Origin of the sequence: Pseudomonas kitaguniensis, from assembly GCF_009296165.1 — a bacterium.
GTDB lineage: Bacteria > Pseudomonadota > Gammaproteobacteria > Pseudomonadales > Pseudomonadaceae > Aquipseudomonas > Aquipseudomonas kitaguniensis.
Genome location: NZ_VUAZ01000081.1, coordinates 1 through 20,790 on the forward strand (window position 1 = coordinate 1; position 20,790 = coordinate 20,790).

Annotated in this window: 16 protein-coding genes and 5 pseudogenes; 11 read left to right on the plus strand and 10 right to left on the minus strand. The window is 59.8% G+C overall.

Annotation, left to right across the window (positions count from 1 at the left end; all coding sequences use genetic code 11):
* The first annotated feature begins 434 nt into the window (after positions 1 to 434).
* From F0169_RS14515 to pdeM, 9 genes and pseudogenes are all read left to right on the plus strand, one after another.
* Positions 435 to 1,438 (plus strand): annotated as a pseudogene (locus tag F0169_RS14515) (ligase-associated DNA damage response exonuclease).
* Positions 1,435 to 3,069, plus strand: a complete 1,635-nt coding sequence (locus F0169_RS14520; RefSeq protein ID WP_152746912.1) for an ATP-dependent DNA ligase — start codon at positions 1,435 to 1,437, stop codon at positions 3,067 to 3,069. Before F0169_RS14515 ends, F0169_RS14520 begins: the two are co-directional and overlap by 4 nt.
* A 322-nt stretch (positions 3,070 to 3,391) precedes the next feature.
* Complete coding sequence (locus F0169_RS14525; protein ID WP_058412387.1) at positions 3,392 to 4,171, plus strand: transporter substrate-binding domain-containing protein; 780 nt, start codon at positions 3,392 to 3,394, stop codon at positions 4,169 to 4,171.
* A 59-nt stretch (positions 4,172 to 4,230) separates the two neighbouring features.
* Entirely contained in the window at positions 4,231 to 4,959 is a 729-nt protein-coding gene (locus tag F0169_RS14530) for an ABC transporter permease (protein WP_058412388.1), read from the plus strand.
* On the plus strand, positions 4,956 to 5,666 hold the full coding sequence (locus F0169_RS14535; protein ID WP_058412389.1) for an ABC transporter permease: 711 nt from the start codon (positions 4,956 to 4,958) through the stop codon (positions 5,664 to 5,666). The genes F0169_RS14530 and F0169_RS14535 overlap by 4 nt, the downstream gene beginning before the upstream one ends.
* Before the next feature lie 9 nt (positions 5,667 to 5,675).
* Positions 5,676 to 6,794: a succinylglutamate desuccinylase/aspartoacylase family protein gene (locus F0169_RS14540; protein WP_122250985.1), complete on the plus strand. Its 1,119-nt coding sequence runs from the start codon at positions 5,676 to 5,678 to the stop codon at positions 6,792 to 6,794.
* A 13-nt stretch (positions 6,795 to 6,807) separates the two neighbouring features.
* A complete protein-coding gene (locus F0169_RS14545) occupies positions 6,808 to 7,572 on the plus strand; it encodes an ABC transporter ATP-binding protein (RefSeq protein ID WP_152746913.1) in 765 nt (254 codons plus the stop codon).
* Between the two features lie 57 nt (positions 7,573 to 7,629).
* Positions 7,630 to 10,109 (plus strand): annotated as a pseudogene (locus F0169_RS14550) (ligase-associated DNA damage response DEXH box helicase).
* A pseudogene (pdeM, locus tag F0169_RS14555) lies at positions 10,109 to 10,758 on the plus strand (ligase-associated DNA damage response endonuclease PdeM). Before F0169_RS14550 ends, pdeM begins: the two co-directional pseudogenes overlap by 1 nt.
* 31 nt (positions 10,759 to 10,789) lie before the next feature.
* Here pdeM and F0169_RS14560 read toward each other — a convergent pair.
* Positions 10,790 to 10,987 (minus strand): hypothetical protein, encoded by a 198-nt coding sequence (locus F0169_RS14560; RefSeq protein ID WP_058412394.1) that lies wholly within the window; start codon positions 10,985 to 10,987, stop codon positions 10,790 to 10,792.
* A 106-nt stretch (positions 10,988 to 11,093) separates the two neighbouring features.
* Positions 11,094 to 11,660 carry a dCTP deaminase gene (gene dcd / locus F0169_RS14565; RefSeq protein WP_058412395.1) on the minus strand — a complete coding sequence of 189 codons (567 nt, stop codon included), beginning with the start codon at positions 11,658 to 11,660 and terminating at the stop codon, positions 11,094 to 11,096.
* Between the two features lie 389 nt (positions 11,661 to 12,049).
* On the opposite strand from dcd, the gene F0169_RS14570 reads away from it, so the two are divergent.
* Positions 12,050 to 12,259, plus strand: a complete 210-nt coding sequence (locus F0169_RS14570) for a cold-shock protein (RefSeq protein WP_002554837.1) — start codon at positions 12,050 to 12,052, stop codon at positions 12,257 to 12,259.
* 207 nt (positions 12,260 to 12,466) lie between these two features.
* Here F0169_RS14570 and rpoS read toward each other — a convergent pair whose 3' ends face one another.
* The 8 genes and pseudogenes from rpoS to F0169_RS14610 form a co-directional block, all read right to left on the minus strand.
* Positions 12,467 to 13,474 carry an RNA polymerase sigma factor RpoS gene (gene rpoS, locus F0169_RS14575; protein ID WP_152746914.1) on the minus strand — a complete coding sequence of 336 codons (1,008 nt, stop codon included), beginning with the start codon at positions 13,472 to 13,474 and terminating at the stop codon, positions 12,467 to 12,469.
* Between the two features lie 106 nt (positions 13,475 to 13,580).
* Positions 13,581 to 14,419 (minus strand): annotated as a pseudogene (locus F0169_RS14580) (peptidoglycan DD-metalloendopeptidase family protein).
* Positions 14,420 to 14,628: 209 nt separating this feature from the next.
* Positions 14,629 to 15,264, minus strand: coding sequence for a protein-L-isoaspartate(D-aspartate) O-methyltransferase (locus F0169_RS14585; protein ID WP_172979446.1), 636 nt, complete (start codon positions 15,262 to 15,264; stop codon positions 14,629 to 14,631).
* Positions 15,265 to 15,305: 41 nt separating this feature from the next.
* Positions 15,306 to 16,055 carry a 5'/3'-nucleotidase SurE gene (surE, locus tag F0169_RS14590; protein ID WP_058412399.1) on the minus strand — a complete coding sequence of 250 codons (750 nt, stop codon included), beginning with the start codon at positions 16,053 to 16,055 and terminating at the stop codon, positions 15,306 to 15,308.
* Positions 16,043 to 17,100, minus strand: a pseudogene (gene truD, locus F0169_RS14595) (tRNA pseudouridine(13) synthase TruD). The gene surE and the pseudogene truD overlap by 13 nt, the downstream one beginning before the upstream one ends.
* A complete protein-coding gene (gene ispF, locus F0169_RS14600) occupies positions 17,097 to 17,570 on the minus strand; it encodes a 2-C-methyl-D-erythritol 2,4-cyclodiphosphate synthase (RefSeq protein ID WP_058412401.1) in 474 nt (157 codons plus the stop codon). The pseudogene truD and the gene ispF overlap by 4 nt, the downstream one beginning before the upstream one ends.
* A gap of 54 nt (positions 17,571 to 17,624) precedes the next feature.
* Positions 17,625 to 18,470 (minus strand): S-formylglutathione hydrolase, encoded by an 846-nt coding sequence (gene fghA / locus F0169_RS14605; RefSeq protein ID WP_058412402.1) that lies wholly within the window; start codon positions 18,468 to 18,470, stop codon positions 17,625 to 17,627.
* 89 nt (positions 18,471 to 18,559) lie between these two features.
* A complete protein-coding gene (locus tag F0169_RS14610) occupies positions 18,560 to 19,672 on the minus strand; it encodes an S-(hydroxymethyl)glutathione dehydrogenase/class III alcohol dehydrogenase (RefSeq protein ID WP_058412403.1) in 1,113 nt (370 codons plus the stop codon).
* 109 nt (positions 19,673 to 19,781) lie between these two features.
* Here F0169_RS14610 and F0169_RS14615 point away from each other — a divergent pair, with 109 nt between their 5' ends.
* Positions 19,782 to 20,678 (plus strand): LysR substrate-binding domain-containing protein, encoded by an 897-nt coding sequence (locus F0169_RS14615; protein WP_172979443.1) that lies wholly within the window; start codon positions 19,782 to 19,784, stop codon positions 20,676 to 20,678.
* The last annotated feature ends 112 nt before the right edge of the window (positions 20,679 to 20,790 follow it).

Here is a 20,790-nt window from a genome sequence, read left to right on the forward strand (position 1 = left end):
TTCACCGAGGCAATCACCGCAGGCGCCAGGCCCGGCAACAACAGGCCGGCGCCAACGGCTTGCATCACGCGGCGACGGCCGAGGTCGAAGTGGCTCATGCAGTTGCCCTCTTGAGTATCAAAAGGGCCACTTAAGCACGGGCGCATGAAGCGGATGTGACACTGATTACAGGCCGATGCAAATCAACTGTGGGAGCGGGCTTGCTCGCGATGGCATCCACTGGGTATTGCTGATGTACCGAGGTGCCTGCATCGCGAGCAAGCCCGCTCCCACAAAAAGCAAAAGCAGCTCTGCTGTGTCTGCAACAGCCGCCGTTGATCTGCTTCAACCACTCAGGCCGCTACAGATGTAGAGCAGCGCCCACCTTCAATCTGATAGAACTTCTAGCCCCACACCCGCCTCATACCTGATAAGCCCACACCCACGGCACGCCCATGGATCTCGTCATCGCCCGGCCCGAAGGCCTCTACTGCCCCGCTGGTGATTTCTATATCGATCCCTGGCGCCCGGTTGAACGCTCAGTTATCACCCACGCCCACGGCGACCACGCCCGCACCGGCAACCAGCATTACCTCGCCGCCGCGCCCGGCGAAGGCATTTTGCGCTCGCGCCTGGGCCAGGACATCAACCTGCAAACCCTGGCTTACGGCGAAAAGCTCGTACACCACGGCGTCACCTTAAGTTTTCACCGGCCGGGCATGTACTCGGCTCAGCCCAAGTGCGCCTGGAGTACCAAGGCGAGGTCTGGGTAGCTTCCGGCGACTACAAAGTTGAACCCGACGGCACCTGCGCGCCTTTCGAGCCGGTGCGATGCCATACGTTTATCACCGAATCGACCTTCGGCCTGCCAATCTACCGCTGGCAACCGCAAGCGCAAATCTTTGCCGGGATCAACGACTGGTGGCAGGCCAACATCGCTGCCGGCAAAGCCAGCGTGTTGTTCTGTTATTCCTTCGGCAAAGCCCAACGCATCCTGCATGGCATCGACGCCAGCATCGGCCCGATCCTCAGCCACGGTGCCGTTGAGCCGCTGAACCGTGTGTACCGCGAGGCCGGTATCTACATTCCCGAAACGCTCTACGCCGGTGACTTCAACAAGGCCGACCCACTGCTGCGCCAAGCCTTGATCATCGCCCCGCCGTCCGCTGGCGGCAGCAGTTGGATAAAGCGCTTCGGCGACTACAGCGACGCCTTCGCCAGCGGCTGGATGCGCCTGCGCGGCACGCGGCGGCGGCGCGGTGTGGACCGGGGTTTTGTACTCTCGGACCATGCCGATTGGCCGGGACTGTTGTGGGCCATCGAACAAACCGGCGCCGAACGGGTGATGGTCACCCACGGCTCCGTCGGCGTTTTGGTGCGCCACTTGCGCGAGAAAGGCCTGGACGCCCAAGGCTTCACCACCGAGTACGGCGATGACGAAGAAGAGGCCACCGCATGAAGGCCTTCGCTGAGTTGTACGCCAACCTCGACGCCACGACCTCCAGCAATGCCAAACTGGCCGCGTTGCAAGCTTACTTTTTGCAGGCTGCGCCAGAAGACGCGGCGTGGGCAGTGTATTTCTTGTCCGGGGGGCGGCCGCGTCAATTGGTGCCCACGCGCCTGCTGCGCGACATGGCCACCGAAGCGTCGGGCATCGAAGCGTGGCTGTTTGAAGAGAGCTACCAGTCGGTGGGCGACCTGGCCGAAACTATTTCGCTGCTGTTACCCGAATCGACTTACACCTCGCAAGACGGGCTGGCCGTGTGGCTGGAAGAAAAACTGTTGCCGCTGCGTGGGTTGCCACCGCTGGAACTGGCCGAACGCTTGCCCGCGTTATGGGCACAACTGGATCAGCCGAGCTTGATGGTCTGCATCAAGTTGATCACCGGCAGTTTTCGCGTCGGCGTGTCCAAATTACTCGTCACCCGCGCCCTCGCCGCCATGGCGGATTTGGACAGCAAACGCGTGGCCCAACGGTTGGTGGGCTACACCGACCTGTCGAACCGTCCGACAGCACAGGGTTACCTCAAGCTGATCGCCGCCGAATCATCCGACGAACATGCGCAACGCGGCGGTCAGCCTTATCCGTTTTTTCTGGCACATGGGCTGGCGCAACCGGTGGAGCAATTCGACGCCTTGCTCGGTTCGCCGACCGATTGGCAGGTGGAATGGAAGTGGGATGGCATTCGCGCGCAGTTGGTCAAACGTGAGGGCCGGCTGTGGATCTGGTCGCGCGGCGAAGAGTTGGTCACTGAGCGTTTCCCTGAGCTGCACAGCCTGGTCAGCGGCCTGCCGGATGGCACGGTGATCGACGGTGAAATCGTGGGGTGGAAGGACTCGGTACAACCGTTCGCGTTGCTGCAACAGCGCATCGGCCGCAAGACCCTGAGCAAAAAAGTCCTAGAGGATGCACCGGTCGCGGTGCTGGCCTACGACCTGCTTGAGCATCAGGGCGACGACTGGCGCAACCACACGCAAGGTGAGCGCCGCGCCCAGCTTGAAAAAGTCATCGCGGCCTGCAATCAACCGGTGCTGCAAGCCTCGCCGCTACTGACGGGCACGACGTGGCAGGCGCTGGCCGAACAGCGTGAAGACTCGCGCCGCCTCGGCGTGGAAGGCATGATGCTCAAGGCGCGCGACGGCCTGTACGGCGTGGGCCGCACCAAAGACATGGGCGTGTGGTGGAAATGGAAGGTCGACCCGTTCAGCGTTGACGCGGTGTTGATTTACGCGCAGCGCGGGCACGGCCGACGGGCCAGCCTTTACAGCGACTACACGTTTGCGGTGTGGGACGGCGCGCCCGGCAGTGAACGCACGCTGGTGCCATTTGCCAAAGCCTATTCAGGCTTGACTGACGAAGAGATGCGCAAGGTTGATGCGATCGTGCGCAAAACCACGTTGGAAAAGTTTGGCCCGGTCAGCAGTGTGACCCCAAGCATGGTGTTTGAGTTGGGCTTCGAGGGCATCGCCTTGTCCAAGCGCCACAAGAGCGGCATTGCGGTGCGGTTTCCGAGGATGTTGCGCTGGCGGCAGGATAAGCGCGTGGAAGAAGCCGACACGCTGGTCACGCTGCAGGACTTATTGAGCTGAGATAAATCCCCTGTGGGAGCGGGCTTGCTCGCGAATGCGATTGTTCAGTTACAGATGAGTTGACTGACCCGACACATTCGCGAGCAAGCCCGCTCCCACATTCCGATCTGCGCATGATCCAAAACAGTGCGCTCAATTTTCGACGCCCATTTTCGGGCATCTCCTACACTCATAACGGCCTTATCCCACCTTTTAAAACGCTAATTCGCAGCGACATTCGGAACTATGGTGCAGAAATTGCTACTTGTGATCCGTCTGACAGCGTTCAGTAACAGTCCTAAACGCGCCACAAGCGCTTATCTTGGTTTCCAGGGATTACATAATGAAAAAAGCATTGCTGACCCTTTCTGCACTGGCTCTGTGCATGGCTGCTGGTGTTGCTACAGCCAAGGAATACAAGGAATTGCGTTTTGGTGTCGACCCTTCCTACGCGCCGTTCGAATCCAAGGCGGCTGACGGCAGCCTGGTGGGCTTCGATATCGACTTGGGCAATGCGATCTGCGCCGAGCTGAAGGTCAAGTGCAAATGGGTCGAAAGTGACTTCGACGGCATGATTCCAGGCCTCAATGCCAACAAGTTTGATGGCGTGATTTCCTCAATGACCGTGACCGCAGCCCGTGAAAAGGCGATCGACTTCTCCAACGAGCTGTTCTCCGGCCCGACTTCCCTGGTGTTCAAAAAAGGCGCTGGTTATTCAACGCCTGAGTCCCTCAAAGGCAAATCGGTCGGTTACGAGCAGGGCACTATTCAAGAAGCCTACGCCAAGGCCGTGCTCGACAAAGCCGGTGTGACCACCAAGGCCTACGCCAACCAGGACCAGGTTTACGCCGACCTGACTTCCGGCCGTTTGGACGCTTCGGTGCAGGACATGCTGCAAGCTGAACTGGGCTTCTTGAAGTCCCCGGCAGGCGCTGGCTACGAAGTCAGTGCGGCAATTGATGACCCATTGCTGCCGTCGAAAACTGCGGTCGGTATCAAAAAAGGTAACAAAGACCTCAAGGCCTTGCTGGATAAAGGTATCAAAGCGTTACACGATGATGGCACCTACGCCACTATCCAGAAGAAACACTTCGGCGATCTGAACCTGTACAGCGGTAAATAACACCCTGGCGCCCATCTTTTTCAGGTGGGCGCTTTTTTGTCGCCATAGGTCCTGAATTCATGTTTGAAGATCTTTTGCAAACCCTGGGGCTGAGTGCCTTCAGTTTGAAGGGGTTCGGCCCACTGTTGCTGCAAGGTACGTGGATGACCATCAAATTGTCGGTCGCCTCGCTGGCCGTCAGTGTGTTGCTGGGCCTGCTTGGCGCCAGCGCCAAATTGTCCCGCGTAAGCCTGATCCGCATCCCCGCCCAGCTCTACACCACCCTGATTCGCGGCGTGCCCGACCTGGTGCTGATGCTGCTGATTTTTTACAGCCTGCAAATCTGGCTGACTGGTTTTACCGACTTTATGGAATGGGACTACATCGAGATCGACCCATTCAGCGCAGGCGTCATCACCCTGGGCTTTATCTACGGTGCTTATTTCACCGAGACTTTTCGCGGCGCGATTCTCGCGGTGCCGCGTGGCCAACTGGAAGCGGCAACCGCCTATGGCCTCAAGCGTGGGCAGCGGTTTCGCTACGTGACCTTCCCGCAGATGATGCGCTTTGCCTTGCCGGGCATCGGCAACAACTGGATGGTGATGCTCAAGGCCACGGCGCTGGTGTCGATCATCGGCCTGGCCGACTTGGTCAAGGCGGCGCAGGACGCTGGCAAGAGCACCTATCAACTGTTCTATTTTTTGGTGATCGCGGCGTTTATCTACCTGCTGATCACCAGCGCCTCGAACTTCGTGCTGCGCCGGCTTGAACGGCGCTACTCCGCCGGGTCCAGGGAGGCCGTGCGATGATCGAACTTCTGCAGCAATACTGGCGGCCCTTCCTTTATAGCGACGGCCAACACATTACCGGGCTGGCGATGACGATGTGGCTGCTCAGCGCCTCGCTCGTCATCGGGTTTTTGGTGTCGATCCCGCTGTCCATCGCGCGCGTGTCGCGCAAACGCTACGTGCGCTGGCCGGTGCAGTTCTACACCTACCTGTTTCGCGGCACGCCGCTGTATATCCAATTGCTGATCTGCTACACCGGCATTTACAGCATTGCGGCGGTGCGCGCGCAGCCGTTGCTGGATGCGTTTTTTCGCGATGCGATGAACTGCACCATCCTCGCGTTTGCGCTGAACACCTGCGCCTACACCACCGAAATTTTCGCCGGGGCGATCCGCAGCATGGCGCATGGCGAAGTCGAAGCCGCCAAGGCCTACGGCTTAAGCGGCTGGAAGCTCTATGCCTACGTGATCATGCCGTCGGCGCTGCGCCGTTCGTTGCCGTATTACAGCAATGAAGTGATCCTGATGCTGCACTCGACCACGGTGGCGTTTACCGCGACGGTGCCCGACATTCTCAAAGTGGCCCGGGACGCCAACTCGGCCACCTACATGACCTTTCAATCGTTCGGTATCGCTGCGCTGATCTACTTGACCGTGACGTTTGCGCTGGTTGGATTGTTTCGCCTGGCGGAACGCCGTTGGCTGGCGTTTCTCGGGCCGAACCATTAAGGAGCACCTATGCGTCATCAGGTTCACCCACTGATCGCGCCGGTGCCAGGCACGGCGCGGCAAATTCACAGTTTTCACTTCGGCCCGGAACACAGCGACGGCAAGGTCTACATCCAGGCCTCACTGCATGCCGACGAACTGCCGGGCATGCTGGTGGCCTGGCACCTCAAGGCGCGCCTGGCGCAACTGGCCGCAGCCGGGCGTTTGCGCAGCGAAATCGTGCTGGTGCCGATCGCCAACCCGGTGGGCCTGGAACAGGTGTTGATGGACATTCCCCTGGGCCGCTACGAGCTGGAAAGCGGGCAGAACTTCAATCGGCTGTTTGTCGACCTCAGTGAAGACGTCGGCAACCGCGTCGAAGACCTGCTGGGGGATGATGCGCAATACAACGCGCAGATGATTCGCGCCGCACTGTTCTGCGCGCTGGCCGAGCAAACCGCCGAGACCCAATTGCAATCGCAACGGCTGGTGCTGCAACGTCTGGCCTGCGATGCCGACATGGTGCTCGACCTGCATTGCGACTTCGAAGCCGTGGCGCACCTGTACACCACGCCCGAGGCCTGGCCGCAGGTGGAACCGCTGGCGCGGTATATCGGCTCGGAAGCGAACTTGCTGGCGACCGATTCCGGCGGGCAGTCCTTCGATGAATGTTTCACCTTGGTCTGGTGGCAGTTGCAAAAACGCTTCGGCGAGCGCTTCCCGATTCCGATGGGCAGCTTTTCGGTGACGCTCGAACTGCGCGGCCAAGGTGACGTCAACCACGGTTTGGCCAGCCTCGACTGCCAGGCGATCATCGACTATTTGACCCACTTCGGCGCAATTGAAGGCGACGTGGCGCCACTGCCCGACCTGCCCTACCCGGCCACGCCGCTGGCGGGTGTGGAGCCTGTGACCACGCCGGTTGGCGGTTTGCTGGTGTTCAGCGCGCTGCCGGGTGAATACCTGGAAGCCGGGCAACTGATTGCCGAAGTCATCGACCCTATTACTGACCGCGTAACGCCTGTGCTGTGTAAAAACGCCGGCCTGCTTTACGCCCGCTCGCTACGGCGCATGGCCACAGCCGGGATGGTCATCAGCCATGTCGCAGGCTCAGAGGCCTACCGCAGCGGCTACCTACTTTCGCCTTGAGGATGCACGCCCCATGTACAAATTGACCGTTGAAGGCCTGCATAAAAGCTATGGCGACAACCCAGTGCTTAAAGGTGTTTCGCTCAAGGCCAAGACCGGTGACGTGATCAGCCTGATCGGCGCCAGCGGCTCGGGCAAGAGCACCTTTTTACGCTGCATCAACTTTTTGGAAACCCCCAACGACGGCGCGATGACCCTCGACGGCCAACAGATCCGCATGGTCAGCGACCGCGAGGGCATGCGCGTGGCCGATGACGCCGAGCTGCAACGCCTGCGCACGCGGCTGGCGATGGTGTTCCAGCATTTCAACTTGTGGAGCCACATGAGCGTGCTCGAAAACATCACCATGGCCCCGCGCCGGGTGCTGGGCTGTAGCAAGAAGGACGCCGAGGACCGCGCGCGGCGCTACCTCGACAAGGTGGGCTTGCCGGCGCGCGTGGCCGATCAATACCCGGCGTTCCTCTCTGGTGGCCAGCAGCAACGGGTGGCCATCGCCCGCGCCTTGGCGATGGAACCTGAGGTGATGCTGTTCGACGAACCGACCTCGGCGCTCGACCCGGAGCTGGTCGGTGAAGTGTTGAAGGTGATTCAGGGGCTGGCCGAGGAAGGCCGCACGATGATCATGGTCACCCACGAAATGAGCTTTGCACGCAAGGTTTCCAACCAGGTGTTGTTTCTGCACCAGGGCCTGGTGGAAGAGCAAGGCACGCCGGAGGATGTGCTGGGCAATCCGAAGAGCGAACGCCTGCGACAGTTCCTGAGCGGCAATTTGAAGTAAACCTTTACCTCGCCTGGAGGGTCTTTGACTTAGAGCCTCCAGAGCGTCCGCTGCCGCATGGCAAAACCCCTCGATTTTGCAAAAACCTGGTTTGCCGACAAAGGCTGGAAGCCGTTCGCCTTTCAAAAAGACGTGTGGGCGGCGGTTAAGCAGGGCCAGTCCGGGTTGCTGCATGCCAGCACCGGCGCGGGCAAAACCTACGCGTTATGGTTTGCCGCACTCAACCGGTTCGCCATCACTCGGCCGCCCGCCGTCGGCAAGCGTAAACCGCCTGCCGAGCCGCTGACGGTGTTATGGATCACGCCGATGCGCGCGCTCGCCGCCGACACCGCGCGCGCCCTTGAAGCGCCGCTGCACGCGCTGCAGATTCCCTGGAGCGTGGGCCTGCGCACGGGCGATACCAGCAGCAGCGAGCGCGCCCGGCAAACCCGTCGCCAGCCGACCGCGCTGGTCACCACCCCCGAAAGCCTGACGTTGATGCTGGCGCGCGCGACAGTGAGGCAAGCCTTGGGCACCTGCGCATGGTGGTGGTGGATGAATGGCACGAATTGATCGGCAATAAACGCGGCGTGCAGTTGCAACTGGCACTGGCGCGCTTGCGGCGCTGGCACCCGGAACTGATGGTGTGGGGGATTTCGGCAACGCTGGGTAATCAGGCCCACGCGCTTGAAGTTTTAATCCCACAAGGCGACGGGATCAATGTGCAGGGGCAAACGGCCAAATTGTTGCAGGTCGACACCTTGCTGCCGCCCACCACCGAGCGTTTTCCTTGGGCGGGGCATATTGGCTTGAAAATGTTGCCGCAAGTGCTGGCCGAAGTGGACTCCAGCAGCAGTTGCCTGGTATTCACCAATACCCGGGCGCAGTCGGAAATCTGGTACCAGGCGTTGCTCGAGGCGCGGCCGGATTGGGCCGGGTTGATTGCCTTGCACCACGGATCGCTGTCGCGCGAGACCCGCGACTGGGTGGAGCGCGCGCTGAAAGACGGCCAGCTCAAAGCGGTGGTGTGTACCTCGAGCCTGGACCTTGGGGTGGACTTTTTGCCGGTCGAGCGAGTGTTGCAGATCGGCTCGGCCAAGGGCGTCGCGCGGCTGATGCAACGCGCCGGGCGTTCCGGGCATGCACCGGGGCGGCCATCACGGGTGACGTTGGTGCCGACTCACAGCCTGGAACTGGTGGAAGCCGCTGCCGCGCAGGATGCCATCGCCCAGCGGCGCATCGAAGCCCGCGAATCGCCGCACAAACCCTTGGATGTACTCGTACAACACGTGGTGAGCATGGCCTTGGGCGGTGGTTTTACGCCCGAGGCGCTGTTGGCCGAGGTGCGCGGTGCCTGGGCTTATCGCGACCTCACTGAAGCGGATTGGGCGTGGGCATTGGGGTTTGTGCGCCATGGCGGGCTGTCGCTGACGGCTTACCCGGATTACCGCCGCGTGGAGCCGGACGAGCAGGGTATCTGGCGCGTGCCGGACGCCCGCTTGGCACGTCGCCACCGCATGAGCGTGGGCACCATCGTCAGCGACGCCAGTATTAATCTGAAATATTGGAGCAAGGGCGGCGGCGGCAAGAACTTGGGCAGCGTCGAAGAAGGCTTTATAGCGCGGCTCAAGCCGGGCGACGGGTTTCTGTTTGCCGGGCGTTTGCTGGAGCTGGTGCGGGTCGAGAACATGACCGCCTACGTGCGCCGCAGCACTGCAAAAAAAGCCGCCGTGCCGCGCTGGAATGGCGGGCGCATGCCGCTCTCCAACGAGCTGGCGCAAGCCGTGGTTGAACGCCTTGACGCAGCGGCGCACGGTCGCTTTGAAGGCCCCGAGATGCAAGCGGTGCAACCTTTGCTGCAGACCCAAATGCGCTGGTCCGGCCTGCCGACGCGCGAGCATTTGCTGGCCGAGGCGCTCAAATCGCGCGAAGGCTGGCACCTGTTTCTGTACCCCTTCGCGGGGCGCCAAGTGCATTTGGGTTTGGCCAGCCTGCTGGCATGGCGGGTCAGCCAACAACAGCCGGTGACCTTTTCGATTGCGGTAAATGATTACGGGCTGGAACTGTTGAGTGCCACGCCGGTGGATTGGCCTGTGGTGTTGAACGAGACTCTGCTGAGCCCAGCGAACTTGTTGTTGGACGTTGCCGCCAGCCTGAACGCCGGTGAACTGGCCCTGCGCCGTTTTCGCGAAATCGCACGCATCGCCGGGCTGGTGTTTGCAGGTTACCCCGGCGCGCCCAAAAGTACGCGGCAGGTGCAAGCTTCCAGCGGTTTGTTTTTTGAAGTGTTCAAGCAATATGACCCGCAGAACCTGTTACTCACACAGGCCGGGGAAGAAGTCCTGCGTGACGAGTTGGACATTCATCGACTGCAAGACACTCTGCGTCATTTATCGACGCTGAAACTCGACCTGCACGTGATCGAACGGCCCACGCCGCTGGCCTTCCCGCTGTTGGTTGAGCGGATGCGTGAAAGCATGAGTTCGGAAAAATTGTCGGAGCGCATTGCGCGGATGGTCAAGGACCTGGAAAAAGTCGCGGATAACGGGAAGCGCTGATGCATTGCTCATTGGCGCTTGAAGGTGAAGAACTCTGGTTACTCGCAGATAAGGCGGTGTACTGGCCCGCGCGCCAGTGCCTGTTGATCGCCGACGCGCATTTTGGCAAGGCGTCGGCGTATCGCAGCCTGGGGCAACCGGTGCCACAAGGCACCACGACCGACAACCTGCAGCGATTGGACCGGCTGTTGTCGGCCTTAGCGTGCGCGCAGGTGATTTTTCTCGGTGATTTCCTGCACGGCCCGGCTCCCACGCCAGCGGCACGCTGAGCGCCTTGAGGGCGTGGCGCGAGCGCAACCCCGACCTGCCGATGACCTTGATTCGCGGCAATCACGATAAACGCGCGGGTGACCCACCGGCGGATTTGAGGATTGAAGTGGTGCCGGAGCCGCTGCTGATGGGCCCATTTGCCCTGCAACACGAACCGCACACACATGCCAGCCACCACGTGCTGGCGGGGCATGTGCACCCGGTGTACCGCTTGCGTGGCAAGGGCCGGCAAAGCCTGCGCCTGCCGTGCTTTCAAATCGGCACGCGCGTCAGCCTGCTGCCGGCGTTTGGCGCGTTTACGGGTGGCTATTCAGTCGAGCAGCGCCACGATCAGCAGATTTTTGTGATCGGCGATCAGCACGTATGGCCAGTCCGCTAATGGCCTGACCCTACGCCCTTGCGCGCAGCCATCAAGCGACAGGTGCGGGTGGCGGCTCATCGGGAAGCGTGGGCACTCCGGGCTCGGAGGGCTGCGGGTAATCTTCGTCAGGTTGGCCAGGAATACCGCCCGCATAGGCGGGGTCGGCCATCAGGGACCAGGCCAGAACACCAATTTGGTTAGGTTCAAGCCGGGCAAGTTCGGCGCTGATTCGCGGGTTGATCTTCATAGAGTACTCCTCAAGCGTGGCTCGCGCGCTTCACACGCGCCGAGGCAGTACACCCAATAGAGTCGATTCCCGCAGACTAATTCCCTTAGCGTGTAAGACCTTTCTATCAAGCGCGTGGGAGAGTGACGCCGCGCTGGCCCTGGTACTTGCCGCCGCGGTCCTTATAGGACACTTCACAGGCCTCGTCGGATTGCAGGAACAGCATCTGCGCCACGCCCTCATTCGCGTAGATCTTGGCCGGCAGCGTGGTGGTGTTGGAGAACTCCAGGGTGACGTGCCCTTCCCACTCAGGCTCGAGCGGTGTCACGTTGACGATGATGCCGCAGCGCGCGTAAGTGCTTTTACCCAAGCAGATGGTCAGCACGTCGCGCGGAATACGGAAGAACTCCACAGTGCGCGCCAGGGCGAAGGAGTTGGGCGGGATGATGCACACGTCGCTCTTGACGTCGACGAAGCTTTTTTCGTCGAAGTTTTTCGGATCGACGGTTGCCGAATTGATGTTGGTGAACACCTTGAATTCATCGGCGCAACGCACATCGTAGCCATAGCTGGACACACCGTAGGAGATCACCCGATCAGCGCCTTCACCACGAATCTGGCGCTCTACGAAAGGTTCGATCATGCCGTGCTCTTGCGCCATGCGGCGAATCCACTTGTCCGATTTGATGCTCATGGCGGGTGTCCTGAATAGCGAGGTGGAAAAATTCTGTTGGGCATCTTACCGGGGCCAGCTCCGGGGTTCAAAGGGCGAGGGGCTTTTCTTGCCGAATGCACCCTTAGCTATAGGCCGAACCCAACGGGGCCGGGGCTCGTATTGCAGCTTGCGGTGACTGTAAATACCACCGCCGAGCACGAAAATAGAGAAACCTTCGGAAATACCATTGGCACGTTCGGTAAAAACGGTTAAGGTGACGTCACTGTGTTGCTTGTGTCACTGAGAATCTCTACACGATATGTTGAATTTCGATCCAACCATCTCCAAGAATTTTTCCTGCTCTTTGCACTCAGTCTCGGCCAGGGCTTTTCCTGAGTCGCAGTTAACTTTGTTCAAGGAGTTACACCATGTCTAATCGCCAAACTGGTACCGTTAAGTGGTTCAACGATGAAAAAGGCTTCGGCTTCATCACTCCACAATCCGGTGACGACCTGTTCGTTCACTTCAAAGCTATCCAATCCGACGGCTTCAAAAGCCTGAAAGAAGGCCAACAGGTTTCTTTCATCGCTACCCGCGGTCAGAAAGGCATGCAAGCTGAAGAAGTTCAAGTTATCTAACTTGTACTGACTTAGTCGAAAAAACCCCGCCCTTAAAAGCGGGGTTTTTTTATGCCTGGATTTCGGGACTTTACCCGCACTTAACGCCAGGCACAAAAAAAATGTGGGAGCGGCTTGCTTGCGAATACGGTGTTTCAGTTAGCACATCTGGCGACTGATTTATCGTTTTCGCGAGCAAGCCCGCTCCCACATTTCGCCCTGCGCAGCTTATTGGAACAACGACTCGCTCGACAGGCCATTCTTCTCGAGGATCTCGCGCAAGCGCTTGAGACCTTCCACCTGGATCTGCCGCACTCGCTCACGCGTCAAGCCGATCTCCAGGCCCACATCCTCAAGGGTGCTGCTCTCGTGGCCACGCAGGCCGAAGCGGCGAATCACCACTTCACGCTGCTTGTCCGTAAGCTCAGAAAGCCACTGGTCAATGCTTTGCGAAAGATCATCGTCCTGCAGCAGCTCGCAAGGGTCCGTTGGACGATCATCCGTCAGCGTGTCCAGTAGGGTTTTATCCGAATCCGGCCCCAACGAAACATCGACCGAAGACACGCGCTCGTTCAAGCCGAGCATGCGCTTGACCTCGCCTACCGGTTTTTCCAACAGGTTGGCGATTTCTTCAGGCGAGGGTTCATGATCGAGTTTTTGTGTGAGCTCACGCGCCGCCCGCAGGTAGACGTTAAGCTCCTTGACCACATGAATCGGCAACCGGATCGTGCGGGTCTGATTCATGATCGCCCGTTCGATGGTTTGACGAATCCACCATGTGGCGTAGGTCGAAAAGCGAAAGCCGCGCTCAGGGTCGAACTTCTCAACCGCCCTGATCAGGCCGAGGTTACCCTCTTCAATCAGGTCCAACAGGGACAGGCCGCGATTGACATAGCGTCGGGCGATTTTCACCACCAGGCGCAGGTTGCTTTCAATCATGCGTTTGCGCCCAGCCGGATCACCCTTTTGCGACAAGCGCGCAAAATGGACTTCTTCTTCGGGGGTCAGCAGCGGGGAAAAACCGATTTCATTGAGGTACAGCTGCGTAGCGTCGAGCGCACGCGTGTAATCAATGTATTTATGCTGCTTTAACGCGGCGGAGTTTTTGGATTTGGTACGAACTGAGGGTGATGCAGCTCCCTCATTATTCGACATCGATTCCATATCGATGGATTCCTCCCTAAGGAGAACCTCATCGTCGATGTCAAACTCCGGCGCTTCTTTACTGAGAGCCATTGTTATAGTCCTTTGGTGAGTTCGACCTCAAGCTCAAGCGGCGCCTTTATCCTTGGCAACGCTGGAGCCTGTTCCTTATACGTGACGGAACAGGCTGTGCAACCTATCAACGACGGGGTAGGAATTGCAGCGGATCTACAGGCTTCCCTTGGCGGCGAATCTCAAAGTGCAGTTTCACCCGGTCTGTACCCGTTGACCCCATTTCGGCAATTGTCTGTCCGACTTTGACCTGCTGCCCCTCCCGAACCAACAGCCTGCGGTTATGACCATAGGCACTGACGTAGGTGTCGCTGTGTTTGATGATGACCAGCTCGCCGTAGCCCCGCAAACCACTCCCGGCGTACACAACTGTCCCATCAGACGCAGCTAAAACAGGCTGTCCCAAATCCCCGGCGATATCAATGCCTTTATTCAAACTACCGTTTGAAGAGAACTTTCCAATCAGCACCCCGTTTGAAGGCCAGCCCCACCCGGTCGGCGCAGGCCCTGCAGGCGGCAACGGCGCGGCTGCCGGCCTATTCGCAGGCGTAGACGCGGCAGTGCCTGCAGGCCGAGTGATGATCGTGGTTTTGCTCGAGGACGACGGCGAAGATCCGGAATTTGTCACAACTGTCGTAGGCGTTGAACCGGTACGGCCATCGAAACGAATCGTTTGGCCCGGATGTATCGTATACGGCACAGGAATATTGTTGCGAGCTGCGAGCGCTTGTAATCCCAGCCGTAGCGGAAGGCGATCGAGAACATGGTGTCGCCCTTGCGCACGACGTATTGCCCGGTGGTCACTGTCGGCTTTTGTGGCACGGCGTTATTTCGGTCGACAACCCGCGCACCTTTGGAGGGCGAACTGGAACAACCCGCCAATAACAAGGAACTCAAGACAAGGCCAAGCACCAGTCGCTGAAAGCTCGTTTTACTCATACGCTGCGCAAGACCTGTGAGACTCACCCGCCGCTCCCTTTATGGTGGCTGAACATGAATGCCTGTATCAGGCTTGAAATATGACGCAAGTATAACTGGGCATTGGATTTTTACCGGCACAGGACTCATACGAAAAATTCGTCATGTTTAATCCCGGCGTCCAATCACGCTGACTCAACAAGCCCGGCTGTAAGACACATGCTCACCCACAGAATTCACTGTGTGCGAATAAATGATCAGGCCAGCGGCCCGTTGAGCAACGGTACAAAGCGCACGGCGCCCAGCACATGCCGGGAAAAGCCTTCGTCTTCACGCACAATGAGCATTAATTGTTGCACTTCACCGGCGCCCACCGGGATAACCAAACGCCCGCCAGGCGCCAGTTGATCGAGCAACGCCTGCGGCACATCGGTGGCCACGGCGGTGACGATAATGCCGTTATACGGCGCCAGCGCCGGCCAGCCTTCCCAGCCATCACCCCAACGGAACACTACGTTACGCAGGTTGAGTTCGACCAAGCGCTCCTTGGCGCGGTCTTGCAGCACCTTGATGCGCTCTACCGAGAACACCCGCTCTACCAGTTGCGATAGCACAGCGGTCTGGTAACCCGAACCGGTGCCGATCTCCAACACTTTGTCCAACGGCCCCGCCGCCAGCAGCAATTCGCTCATGCGCGCAACCATATAGGGCTGCGAGATGGTCTGGTTGTGGCCGATCGGCAACGCGGTGTCTTCATAGGCGCGGTGCGCCAGGGCCTCGTCGACAAACAAGTGTCGCGGCGTGCGCCGGATGACTTCCAGCACTTGGGCGTTTGACAGCCCTTCTTCGTACAGACGCTGGATCAAACGCTCGCGGGTACGCTGGGAGGTCATCCCGATGCCACGGCGCAGCAGGTCGTCTTGTTCACGCGCCATCAACGCAGCCCCTCCAGCCAGCCATCGAGACTACTGAAGGCATCACTGAAGGTGCGATCAAGTTGCAACGGGGTAATCGAAACATAACCTTGCATCACCGCATGAAAGTCCGTGCCTGGGCCGCCGTCCTCGGCATCGCCCGCAGCCGCGATCCAATAACCTTCCTTGCCACGCGGATCGACCACTTTCAGTGGCGCCGCCGCACGCGAACGATGGCCCAGGCGCGTCAGTTGAATGCCGCGAATATGGTCGAGCGGCAAGTTGGGAATATTTACGTTGAGCACCGTGCGCGGCGGCAGGTCGAGTGAACCATGAGCCTCCACCAGCTTGCGGGCGAAATACGCTGCGCTCGCGAGGTTGTCCAGTTGCCGCGAGGCAAAGGAGAAGGCGAATGAAGTACGGCCCAGAAAACGCCCTTCAAGGGCCGCCGCCACGGTACCGGAATACAGCACGTCATCGCCCAGGTTGGCGCCGAGATTGATGCCCGACACCACCAAATCCGGCTCCTGACTCAACAAGCTGTTGATCGCCAGGTGCACGCAGTCAGTGGGGGTACCGTTCACGCTGATAAAGCCGTTGGCCAGAACCTGCGGGTGCAAAGGACGGTCGAGCGTCAGCGAACTGCTGGCGCCACTCTTGTCCTGGTCAGGGGCCACCACCACGCACTCGGCGTAATCTTGCAGCGCAGCATAGAGCGCGGCAAGGCCGGGTGCGGTGGCACCGTCATCGTTTGATATCAGAATACGCATGGGTTGTCCGTCTGCCCCACCGGCACCAGATCAACAATCTCGCGCACCAAGACAGTGGCGAAGCATCCGGCCGGCAGGACGAATTCCAATTGCAGAATGTCCAGCGAAGGATAATGCCACGTCAACCCGCCAATGGGCAGTCGCAGAATGCGACGTTCCTGGCTCATGCCGGCATTCACCAGCCAATCGCGCAGCTCTGGCTCGCTGGCGGCAATCGCTTGTTCCAGCGCATGCGTAGCACCGGCCGCTGGCGAATCGCCTTCGCCCCACTGCGGCCCGGTAGGGTGCAGGTCCAGAATTGCCAGGCGCGGGTCGCTGCATTCAGCCTCGCCCGCCGGGAAAAAACTACGGCTGTCGGTAAACGCCAGCAGGTCGCCGACCTGGGCGCGCTGCCAGGAACCGTCAGCGACACGTGCGCCAAAACTTTGTTGAACAAAAAACTGCGCGCGGTGGACAGCAACCGCGAACGCACATTGCGCTGCTCCGGCAAGGCCTTGCGCGCCGCCCACGCACGCGCGTCCACCACGTTGCCACCGTTGTGACCAAAGCGCTGGGCGCCGAAATAGTTGGGAATACCGTGCTCGGCGATCAGCTGCAAACGCGCGTCGATGGCGGCGGTATCGCCCGCCAATTGGGTGAGGCGCAGGGTGAAGCCGTTGGCCGAATGTGCGCCGCGCTGCAGCTTGCGCTTGTGGCGCGCAGTTTTAAGGATCTTGAGGCTGTCGTTTTCTGCACCGCTCATGTCCGGGTCGGCTTTGCCCGGCAGTTGCACGCTGAACCACTGGCGGGTCAACGCCTGGCGGTCCTTGAGCCCGGCATAGCTGACGGTGCGCAACGGCACGCTGGCGGCCTTGGCGATGCGCCGCGCGGCCTCTTCGGTGTTGAGCCCACGCTTCTCGACCCACAGCCACAGGTGCTCGCCATCGCCGGTCAGCGGAATATCGAGCACTTCGTCTACCTGAAAATCTTCAGCCGTCGCCTTCAAGACCGCGCTGCCCAAGGCCTCGCCGTAAGCCCGTGGGCCCAGCAGTTGCAGGTCATTCATGCGCGCAGCAACAAGGCGACGGAGTGCACCGCGATGCCCTCTTCCCGACCGGTAAACCCGAGCTTTTCGGTGGTGGTGGCTTTCACGTTGACTTGATCCAATTCAATTTGCAGGTCGGCGGCAATCAGTGCACGCATCGATTCAATATGCGGGGCCATTTTTGGCGCCTGGGCCACGATGGTGTTGTCGACGTTAGCGACTTTCCAGCCTTTGGCGTGTATCAGACCGACCACGTGGCGCAACAGCACGCGGCTGTCCGCACCCTTGAAGGTGGGGTCGGTGTCCGGGAAGTGCTTGCCGATATCGCCCAACGCCGCCGCGCCGAGCAAGGCATCGCTCAAGGCATGCAACACAACGTCGCCGTCGGAATGAGCGAGCAACCCATGGTGGTGTGCAATGCGCACGCCGCCCAAGGTGATGAAATCGCCTTCAGCGAAACGGTGCACATCGTAGCCGTGGCCAATACGCATAAAAAAACGCCCCGATTTAATTCAGGGCGTGATTCTACCTACTTTTGCCTCACATTAACCGAGCAAAGCACGACCATGGTGTCGCAAATGATCTTCGATGAAGCTGGCGATAAAGAAGTAGCTGTGATCGTAGCCAGGCTGCAAACGCAATTGAAGCGGGTGATTAGCCGCCTTGGCCGCTTGCTGCAACGCCTCAGGCTTGAGTTGCACGGTGAGGAAGTCATCGCGATCACCCTGATCCACCAGCAATGGCAGCTTTTGCGTGGCCTCACTGATCAGCACGCAGGCATCCCATTCCCGCCACTTTGAACGTTCTTCGCCCAAGTAACGCGAAAAGGCTTTTTGCCCCCACGGGCAATCCATCGGGTTGTTGATCGGCGAAAATGCCGACACCGACAGGTAACGCCCCGGGTTGCGCAGCGCACACACCAGCGCGCCATGGCCGCCCATGGAGTGGCCGCTGATGCCGCGCTTATCCGACGCCGGGAAATGCGCTTCAACCAATGCGGGCAATTCCTGCACAACGTAGTCATGCATCCGATAGTGCTTGGCCCAAGGCTCCTGCGTGGCATTCAGGTAAAAGCCTGCGCCGAGGCCAAAATCCCACGCGTTGTCTGGGTCGTCCGGCACACCTGGCCCACGCGGGCTGGTGTCGGGTGCGACGATAATCAACCCCAGTTCGGCAGCCATGCGCTGGGCACCGGCCTTCTGCATGAAGTTTTCATCGGTGCAGGTCAGGCCCGACAGCCAGTACAACACCGGCAACTTGCCGCCCTGCTCCGCCTGTGGCGGCAAGTAGACGGCGAAGGTCATGTCGCAACCCAGCACCTGGGAATGATGTTTGTAGCGTTTGTGCCAGCCGCCGAAGCTCTTCTGGCAGGAAATATTTTCCAGCGTCATGGGGATGCTCCCAGCTGCAAGCTGCAGGCTTAAAGCGCCAGGCAGGCGTACACCCGCTTGGCGCTTATAGCTTGCAGCGTGAAGCTGCTTCAGAAGTGGATGACGGTACGAATGCTTTTGCCTTCATGCATCAGGTCAAACGCTTTGTTGATGTCTTCCAGGCCCATGGTGTGGGTGATGAAGGTGTCCAGCGGGATTTCGCCGGTCTGGGCCATGTCTACGTAGCTTGGCAACTCGGTACGGCCACGCACGCCACCGAACGCCGAACCGCGCCAGACGCGACCGGTCACCAGTTGGAATGGACGCGTGGAAATTTCCTGGCCGGCACCGGCAACCCCGATGATGACCGACTCGCCCCAGCCTTTATGGCAGCACTCAAGGGCTGCGCGCATCAGTTGCACGTTGCCGATGCACTCAAAGGAAAAGTCCACGCCGCCATCGGTCAAGTCGACGATCACGTCTTGAATCGGGCGGTCGTAATCTTTCGGATTGATGCAGTCGGTGGCGCCCAATTGCTTGGCGATTTCAAACTTGGCCGGGTTGATGTCGACGGCAATGATGCGCCCAGCCTTGGCCTTGACGGCGCCAATCACGGCCGACAAGCCAATACCGCCCAAGCCAAAGATGGCCACGGTGTCGCCCGGCTTGACCTTGGCCGTATTGAGCACCGCACCGATGCCGGTGGTCACACCGCAACCCAGCAGGCAGACTTTTTCCAGCGGGGCTTCTTTAGGAATCTTCGCGACGGAAATTTCCGGCAGCACGGTGTACTCGGAGAACGTCGACGTACCCATGTAGTGGAAAATCGGCTGGCCCTTGTAGGAAAAGCGCGTGGTGCCGTCGGGCATCAGGCCTTTGCCTTGCGTAGAACGAATGGCCTGGCACAGGTTGGTCTTGCCCGATCGGCAGAATTTGCACTGGCCGCATTCCGGGGTGTACAGCGGGATCACGTGGTCGCCGACGGCCACCGAGGTTACGCCCTCGCCGATCGCCTCAACCACCGCACCGCCTTCATGGCCGAGGATCGATGGGAAGATGCCTTCCGGGTCTGCGCCCGACAAGGTGTAGGCGTCAGTGTGGCACACGCCGGATGCGACCACGCGCAACAGCACCTCGCCCGCCTTGGGCATGGCGACATCCACTTCAACGATCTCAAGGGGCTTATTGGCTTCAAAGGCTACGGCGGCGCGGGACTTGATCATCCGGGTTTCTCCAGGGAGTTAAAAACTAAGACAGTGAGTGTAAAACATGGCTTCTTGATTAATAATCCAGACAAAAGCAAAACATTATTGCCATACAGGGATAATCGCCGTGTTGGAGAACCGTTGGGAAGGCATTGACGAGTTCGTCGCCGTGGCTGAGTACAGCCAATTCACGGCGGCGGCCGAGCGGCTTGGGGTGTCGTCGTCGCACATCAGCCGACAGGTGGCGCGCCTTGAAGAACGTTTGCAAACGCGGTTGTTGTACCGCAGTACGCGCAAGGTAACCCTTACCGAGGCCGGCCAGACCTTCCTGCAACACTGCCAGCGCTTGCAGGACGGTCGCGAAGAGGCCTTGCGCGCCGTGGGCGACCTGGCCAGCGAACCCAAGGGCATGTTGCGCATGACCTGCGCCGTGGCCTACGGCGAGCGTTTTATCGTGCCGTTGGTCACGCGGTTCATGGGGCTCTACCCACAGCTGCGAGTGGATATTGAACTGAGCAATCGTCAGTTGGACCTGGTGCACGAAGGCCTCGATTTGGCGATCCGTCTCGGGCGCCTGCAAGACTCGCGCATGGTCGCCAGTCGCCTCGCCCCTCGGCGCATGTACCTGTGCGCGTCGCCGTCCTACCTGGAACGCTATGGTCGACCGCACAGCGTGTCGGAATTAAGTCGGCATAACTGCCTGATAGGCAGTTCGGATATTTGGCAACTGGCCCAGGACGGTCGCGAATTTTCACAACGGGTGCAGGGAAACTGGCGCTGCAACAGTGGGCAAGCCGTGCTGGATGCAGCCTTGCAAGGCGTCGGGTTGTGCCAGTTGCCGGACTATTACGTGCTGGAGCATTTGCACAGTGGCGCGTTGGTGCCGTTGCTGGAAGCGCATCAGCCGCCGAACACGGCAGTGTGGGCGTTGTACCCGCAGCAAAGGCATTTGTCGCCGAAGGTACGCAAGCTGGTGGATTTTTTGAAGGTGGGGTTGGCCGAGCGGCCGGAGTACAGCCTTTGATCAAGAGGTGGCTGGTTTGGCCTCATCGCGAGCAAGCCCGCTCCCACAGTTGAACAGGGGTTGACCCGTAGGAACACGGTCAACTGTGGGAGCGGGCTTGCTCGCGATGGCG